At 65.7% G+C, this 7,529-nt stretch carries 6 protein-coding genes; 2 read left to right on the top strand and 4 right to left on the bottom strand.

Features of this window, described 5'->3' with window-relative positions; genetic code table 11:
* Positions 1–21 precede the first annotated feature (21 nt).
* Positions 22–1,971, bottom strand: coding sequence for an acetate--CoA ligase (gene acs / locus D2V17_RS11585; RefSeq protein ID WP_119593063.1), 1,950 nt, complete (start codon positions 1,969–1,971; stop codon positions 22–24).
* A 47-nt stretch (positions 1,972–2,018) separates the two neighbouring features.
* A complete protein-coding gene (locus tag D2V17_RS11590; protein ID WP_245978683.1) occupies positions 2,019–2,459 on the bottom strand; it encodes a MarR family winged helix-turn-helix transcriptional regulator in 441 nt (146 codons plus the stop codon).
* Positions 2,460–2,535: 76 nt separating this feature from the next.
* Between D2V17_RS11590 and D2V17_RS11595 the strand changes: the two genes are divergently transcribed.
* Complete coding sequence (locus tag D2V17_RS11595; protein WP_119593064.1) at positions 2,536–3,393, top strand: p-hydroxycinnamoyl CoA hydratase/lyase; 858 nt, start codon at positions 2,536–2,538, stop codon at positions 3,391–3,393.
* Between the two features lie 156 nt (positions 3,394–3,549).
* Complete coding sequence (locus D2V17_RS11600; protein WP_119593065.1) at positions 3,550–5,670, top strand: acetate--CoA ligase family protein; 2,121 nt, start codon at positions 3,550–3,552, stop codon at positions 5,668–5,670.
* Positions 5,671–5,819: 149 nt separating this feature from the next.
* Here the strand turns inward: D2V17_RS11600 and D2V17_RS11605 are convergent, their stop codons facing one another.
* A complete protein-coding gene (locus D2V17_RS11605; protein WP_119593066.1) occupies positions 5,820–6,626 on the bottom strand; it encodes a hypothetical protein in 807 nt (268 codons plus the stop codon).
* Positions 6,627–6,731: 105 nt separating this feature from the next.
* The gene (locus D2V17_RS21780) at positions 6,732–7,361 is read right to left on the bottom strand and encodes a hypothetical protein (RefSeq protein WP_245978684.1); all 630 of its coding nucleotides are present in this window, start codon (positions 7,359–7,361) and stop codon (positions 6,732–6,734) included.
* Positions 7,362–7,529 lie beyond the last annotated feature (168 nt).

The following is a 7,529-nucleotide window of genomic DNA, read 5'->3' on the forward strand; positions in this document are numbered from 1 at the left end:
ATAGTGCCTTTGGCTCCGGCATCAGCCTTTCGCGTGCGGCGAATTGGCGAGCAGATCGTCAACCACACCCGGATCGGCGAGGGTGGAGATATCGCCGAGGTTGCCGGTGTCGTTTTCGGCGATTTTCCTCAGGATGCGGCGCATGATCTTGCCCGAGCGCGTTTTCGGCAGGCCCGGCGCGAACTGCACCACATCGGGCGTGGCAATCGGGCCGATCTCCTTGCGCACCCATTGCACCAGCTCCTTGCGCAGATCCTCGCTGTCCTCGGTGCCCGCCACTGTGGTGACGAAGGCATAGATGCCCTGTCCCTTCACATCGTGCGGCATGCCGACCACGGCGGCTTCGGCCACGCTGTGATGCTCGACCAGCGCGCTTTCGACTTCGGCTGTGCCCATGCGGTGGCCGCTCACGTTGATCACATCGTCGATGCGGCCGGTGATCCAGTAATAGCCGTCCTCGTCGCGGCGTGCGCCGTCGCCGGTGAAGTACTTGCCGGGATACTGGGTGAAGTAGGTCTGGATGAAACGCTCGTGATCGCCATAGACCGTGCGCATCTGGCCGGGCCATGAATCGAGGATCACCAGCGCGCCCTCGGTCGCGCCTTCGACGATATGCCCGTCGGTCGGATCGACCAGCGCGGGCTGGACGCCGAACATCGGGAAGCTTGCCGCGCCGGGTTTGAGGGCGTGGGCACCGGCAAGCGGGGTGATCATGTGGCCGCCGGTTTCGGTCTGCCACCAGGTGTCGGCAATGGGGCAGCGACCGTCGCCGACCACGTTATAGTACCAGTCCCAGGCCTCGGGGTTGATCGGCTCGCCGACCGAGCCGAGGATCCTGAGGCTCTTGCGGCTGGTCTTCTGGACCCATTCATCGCCCTCGCGCATCAGGGCGCGCAGAGCGGTGGGGGCGGTGTAGAACTGCTCGACCTTGTACTTGTCGACCACCTGCCAGAAGCGGCTGAAATCGGGATAGTTGGGCACGCCCTCGAACATCAGCGTGGTCGCGCCGTTCGCCAGCGGGCCGTAAACGACATAGGAATGGCCGGTGACCCAGCCGATATCGGCGGCGCACCAGTAGACCTCGCCGGGGCGGTAGTCGAACACGTATTCGTGCGTCATGCTCGCCCAGACGGCATAGCCGCCGGTGGTATGAAGCACGCCCTTGGGCTGGCCGGTGCTGCCCGAGGTATAGAGGATGAACAGCGGATCTTCCGCGTTCATTTCCTCGGGCGGGCATTCGGCGTTGTGCGGCTCGATGGCGTCGTGCCAGTCGACATCGCGGCCCTCGACCATCGGCACATCGGCCCCGGTGTGGCGCAGCATGATGACGGTGCGCACCTTCGCCTTCTCGCAGGCCGCATCGACATTGGCCTTCAGCGGCACCTTCTTGCCCCCGCGCAGGCCCTCGTCGGCGGTGAGCACGATCTGGCTGTCGCAATCGCTGATCCGCTGTGCCAGCGCATCGGGGCTGAACCCCGCGAACACGATCGAATGGACCGCGCCGATCCGCGCGCAGGCGAGCATGGCGACGGCGGCCTCGGGCACCATCGGCAGGTAGATCGTGACCCGGTCGCCCTTCTTCACGCCATCGGCCTTCAGCGCATTGGCGAAGCGGCACACGTCCTTGTAGAGCTGGTCGTAGGTGATGATGCGGTTGGGCGTATCGGGATGGTCGGGCTCCCAGATGATCGCCACATCCTGTCCGCGCTTGTCCAGATGCCGGTCAAGGCAGTTGGCGGCGAGGTTGAGCGTGCCGTCCTCGAACCAGCGGATATGGAAGTTATCGGGATCGAACGAGGCGTTCTTGATCTTGGTGGGCTGGCGCATCCAGTCGAGCCGCTGCGCCTCGCCGAGCCAGAAACTGTCCGGGTCATCGATGCTGGCGCGGTATTTCAGCGCATAGCTCTCGGCGTTGATCTTGGCATTGGCGGCCCATTCGGGGCTCACCGGATGGATGGCGTGCTCGTGCATTCCTGGCTCCCAGCTCTTGTTGGAACAAAGCTAGGGTTTGCCGGGCCTCAACGCCAGAGGGCATTCAGCGCCGGCAGCAAATGTTCGCGATGCCGCGCGGGAATGCGGGCCAGAAGTTCATCCTCGAACGCGTGGATGATGCCGAGCGCTGCTTCCATCCGCGCATGCCCCGCCGCGGTCAGCAGCAGCGCCTGCGATTTGCCGTCGAGCGGCTGGCGCTCGATCAGGCCTTCATCATCGAGTCGCTTCAGCAGCGGCACCATATTGGCGCGCTGGATATCGAGCTGCCGGCCCAGCGCGCTGGCGGTGACATCGGCGTTCTCCGCGATCAGGATCAGCACCGAGGCATCGACCTGGCGCAGGCCAAGCGTGGCCAGCCGCTCGCCCAGTTCGGCAGCCGTCGCATGGGCCGCACGGCGCAGCGAATAACCGGGGAGCTGGGGCAGGGGGTCGCGCATGATGACGGTGTAGCGATTGCTGTTGCTCATAGCAATCCGGATAGCTATGGCCCATAACAATGCTGCTGCCATGAGTCGTGGTAGTGGGGAAAGAGGAGATAGATTTATGGCTGGTCCGTCCAAACCCGATCCGCGTCCGCAGGAAGAAACCGTCAAGGTCGACGTTGTCGACGGCGTTGCCTGGGTCGCATTCAACCGTCCCGACAAGCGCAATTGCATGAGCCCGAAGCTCAACAAGCAGATGCTCAAGGTTCTCGAAGAGCTGGAATTCCGCGACGACGTGCAGGTGCTGGTCCTCACCGGCGAGGGCACGGCATGGTCGGCGGGCATGGACCTGCTCGAATACTTCCGCGAAGCCGAGCTGCAGGGCCTGCACAAGACCCGCGAGCACCAGCGTCAGGCCTATGGCTGGTGGGAGCGTCTGCGCTGGTACGAAAAGCCGACCGTGGCGATGATCAACGGCTGGTGCTTCGGCGGTGCCTATGGCCCACTGTTCGGCTGCGACCTCGCCTTCTGCTCGGACGACGCGCAGTTCGGCCTCAGCGAAATCAACTGGGCGATCCTGCCCGGCGGCGGCGCTTCGAAGGTCGCGGCCGAGCTGATGAACTTCCGCGATGCCATGTACCACGCGATGATGGGCGAGAACCTCACCGGCCCGCAGGCTGCGGCCAAGGGCATGGTCAACGAATCGCTGCCCGCCGACAAGCTGAAGGCGCGCGTGCAGGAAGTGTGCGACGTGCTGAAGAAGAAGGACGGGCAGGCCCTGCGCGCCACCAAGTGGGCGATGCGCCGCGTGCGCGAGATGACCTACGACAACGCCGAGGATTACCTGATCCGCGCGCAGGAAGCGCTGAACGATTTCGGCGGCTGGGAAACCCGCAAGGAAGCGACCAAGCAGTTCCTTGACGAGAAGACCTTCAAGCCCGGCCTCGGCGCCTTCGACAAGGACAAGCTGAAAGGCTGACGTTCTTCTCCCCTCCCGCCTGCGGGAGGGGCTGGGGGTGGGCATGGGCCGCAAAGGCCCACCCCGCTGCGACTAACCTCGCCTGCGGCTCGATAAGTCTCGCTGCCCCTCCCGCCTGCGGGAGGGGTTGCTTGCAACTGACGGAGAGTTCTTGCCATGACCACCACCCGCCGTTTCACCAACGAACAGATCGACCGCCTGCTGCGCCCCAAGTCGGTCGCCGTGATCGGTGCCTCCGACCGCCATGGCGCGCTCGGTTGCACGCTGCTCAACAACCTCGTGCAATACAAGTTCGCGGGCGACATCTACCCGGTGAACCCCAAGCGCGACGAGCTGCAGGGCCTCAAGGTCTATCACTCGGTGAACGAGCTGCCGCAGGGCGTTGACTGCGCGGTGCTGGCGATCCCGCGCCCCTTCGTGCTCGATACGGTACGCGACCTTGCGAAGAACGGCTGCGGCGCGGTGGTGATCTATGCCGCGGGCTTCTCCGAGGCGGGTGAGGAAGGCGCGAAGGATCAGGCCGAGCTGGCGCGCATCGCCGCCGAAGCGGGCATGATCGTCGAAGGGCCGAACTGCCTCGGCTGCACCAACTATGTCGAAGGCATTCCGCTCACCTTCGTCGAAACCAACATGAAGCAGCCCGGTCCGGGCCAGCGCGCGGTCGGCATTGCGAGCCAGTCGGGCGCGCTGGCGGCGGTGCTGGCGACCACGCTGCACCCGCGCGGCTGCTACGTCTCGACCTCGGTCAGCACCGGCAACGAAGCGGCCTCGGGCGTCGAGGACTATGTCGAATGGCTGATCGACGATCCGGCCACCAACGTCATCGCCATGTATGTCGAGAACTTCCGTCGCCCCGCCGCCTTTGTCGCCGCCGCGCGGCGCGCGCGCGAGGCAGGCAAGCCGATCGTCATGCTGCATCCGGGCAAGAGCTCGAAGGCGCAGGAGAGCGCCGCCACCCACACCGGGGCCATGGCGGGCGACTATGCGCTGATGAAGGCCAAGCTCACCCGCGAAGGCGTGATCTTCGCCGATACGCTGGAAGAGCTGGCCGATATCGCCACCATCGCCGTGACCTGCCCGAGCCTGCCCGGTGCCAACATGGCGGTGCTGGGCGAAAGCGGCGCGCTGCGCGGCCTCGCGTTCGATCTGGCCGAAGATGTCGGGCTCGATCTGGTTGACCTCAACGACGAGAACAGCCCGAAGATCCGCGCCGTGCTGCCCGATTTCGTGCCGGTCTCGAACCCGACCGACATCACCGCGATCGGCCTCAGTGAGCCCGAGATCTACACCAACCTGCTGGTCGCGTTGCTGGAGGATGACCGCATCGGTTCGGTGGTTGCCTCGATCATCCAGTCCGATCCGATCACCAGCAAGATCAAGTTCCCGCCGATCCAGAAGGCCATCGAAACCAGCTCGGGCAGCAAGCCGCTGGTCTTCGCGGGCGTCGACGAGGGCGCTAACGTGCCGCAGGACTACATCGACAATCTCGCCGCCGCAGGCATTCCCTACTTCCGCTCGACCGAGCGCGCCTATCGCGCCATCGCGCGGCTGGCCGATCTCGCCAAGCGCGACCTTGCCGACCGTTCGGGCGATCCCATCGCGCTGCCCGCTCTGGCCGACGAGCATGGCGTGATCCCCGAGTACAAGGCGAAGAAGCTGCTCGCCGAGGCGGTGAGCTTCCCGATCAGCCAGTTCGCCCCCACGGCGGATGAAGCGGCGACTGCTGCCGAGGCCATCGGCTTCCCGGTGGTGATGAAGGCGCAGGCTGCTGCGCTCGGGCACAAGTCGGATGCGGGCGGGGTGATCCTCAACCTCAAGACTGCCGACGAGGTGAAGGCCGCCTTCGACAAGATGTACGCAAACGTCGCGGCCTACAACGCCTCGATCAAGCTCGATGGCGTGCTGGTCGAGAAGATGGGCAAGATGGGCGTCGAGATGATCGTGGGCGCCAAATCCGACCCCGAGTGGGGCCCGGTGGTGCTGGCGGGCTTCGGCGGCGTGACCGCCGAGATCCTCAAGGACGTGAAGCTGTTTACCCCCGATCTGGGCGTCGAGCAGGTCAAGGAAGGGCTGCTTAAGCTGAAGCAGGCCCCGCTGCTGACCGGCTGGCGCGGTGCTCCTGCGCTCGATGTCGATGCGCTGGCGGCGCTGATCGTCAAGGTCGGGCAGGTGATGACGGGCAACCCGACGATCCGCGAGATCGATCTGAACCCGGTGATCATTCACCCGGCTGGCGAAGGCGTGGTGGCGCTCGATGCGCTGATGCTGGTGGACTGAGCGCGAAAACCATCCGTTCGTGGTGAGGAGGAGACGAGGCCGCAGGCCGAGCATCCGTCTCGAACCACCTGCACTGTGGCCCTTCGAGACGGGCGCTCAGCCTGCGGCTTCGTGCCCTCCTCAGGACGAACGGATTTTCTGCCAGAGGCTCAGCGGCTCGCCACCCGCGAATAGTCGATCCGGATGCGCACCCAGGAACCGACCTGATACTCGCCGTCGATGCGCGGCGGGCGCACCAGAAACTGCCATGAGGCAGCGAGCACCGAACGGGCGATGTTCGAGCCTTGCGGGCTCTCGCCGACGATCTGGCAATCCTCCACCCGCCACTCGGGCGCGGTCTTGCAGGCGATCAGGCCCCAGCCGGGCGGACGCGCGGTCGACAGGTAGCCTGACAGTTCGCTCGGATAGGGCTCGCGATACCACTGCGCGGCGTACAGCGGCGAGCCATCGGGCGCGCGCCCGACAATCTGGCTGTCGGGTGAACCGCGCGGTGCGCCGCCGGGCGGGCCCATATTGCCGCCATCGTTACGGATCACCGCGCGGATGCTCGACGTTGGGCGAGGGCTTGGCTGCGGCTCAGGCGCGGCGCTGGGTTGCGGCACGGGCGGGGGAACGGGAATGGTGTTCTCGCGCGGGATAACGATGGTCGGCGGGGTCAGCGGTGTGGGCACGGCTGACTGCTCTACGGGCACGGTGGGCGGCGTGGGCTGATCGGTCTCGGCGCTGTCGCTTTGTTCTTCGGCTTCCGGGTTGTCGTTCTGCGGCGCGCTGCTGTCGAAGGTCGAGAGGATCGAACCCTGGCTGGCGGGCTGGGTGATGCCCATCCCGAGGCTCAGCAGCACGAGCAGGATCAGCAGCTCGATGGCGATGGTCACGATCAGCGCGATGGCGCGGTGCGAGAGGTTTTCGGGCAGCCGCGCCCGCAACCGCGCAACCAGCGGTCCGGCAAAGGGCATGTCACGGAGCGAGGAAATCGTTCGCAATCCTGTTCAGCCACCCCGCCTGCTGGCGGCGCTAGCCGTCCTGTTCTGAACGGCGGCTGTCCTTCGCATTTGTGGCGATCAGGAACAAGGCTTGCCTTCGTATTCGCGGCGATTGAGCGCATATTCGCTGCCGTTCCAGCGCAGCACCGGGAAGCAGAAGCCCGGTCCGCCGACCTCGATATCGGGCCAGCCGCCTGCGCCTTTGGTGGCAAGGAAGCGGGGCAGGCCGATGCGCTCGTCGATCACTTTCCACGCGCCATCGGGTTGCTGGCTGAGCAAGGTATAGACATTGCCGGTCATCCCGGCGCAGGCGGTCGATCCTTCGTAGATCACCGCATCGGGCCGCCCGTCGCCGTTGAAATCGCCGCGCTGCGCGACCTCGCCCGGAGCATAGGCGACGGAGCCCGGATCTTCGCACTTCTCCCAGCCGCGCGCGGTGCGGGAGAAACCGGCGGTGCGGAACAGGTCGTCGTCCGATGCGCCTGCGGTGGTGATTGCGGCGGACTCTGCGCTTGCGCCAGCCACGGCCATCGCGGTGTCGCCGGCTTCGGGGGTGAGCTGCGCATCGCCCGCTGCATCCGTGCTCGTGGAGCCGATGGCGGTGCCGGAGGCCGCGCTATCGGGGTTCTCGCCGGGGGATGCTTCGGAGGCCGAACAGGCCAGGAGCGGGAAGATCAGCGGAGCAATCACAAGAGAGCCAATTCGCATCAGAACGCCTCCTTCGGTGAATCGCGCAAATGATATCGCAGTTGCGCGTCAGGGTGAAGCCAGCTGGCTCTGCATACGAAAAGGCCCGGCAGGATCGCTCCTGCCGGGCCTCACTGTGTCTGGCCCTGGGGCCGGTTGGGCTTAGTTGCCCGAGCCGGGACCGTAGGT

The organism is Aurantiacibacter xanthus, assembly GCF_003584015.1.
Lineage (GTDB): Bacteria > Pseudomonadota > Alphaproteobacteria > Sphingomonadales > Sphingomonadaceae > Alteraurantiacibacter > Alteraurantiacibacter xanthus.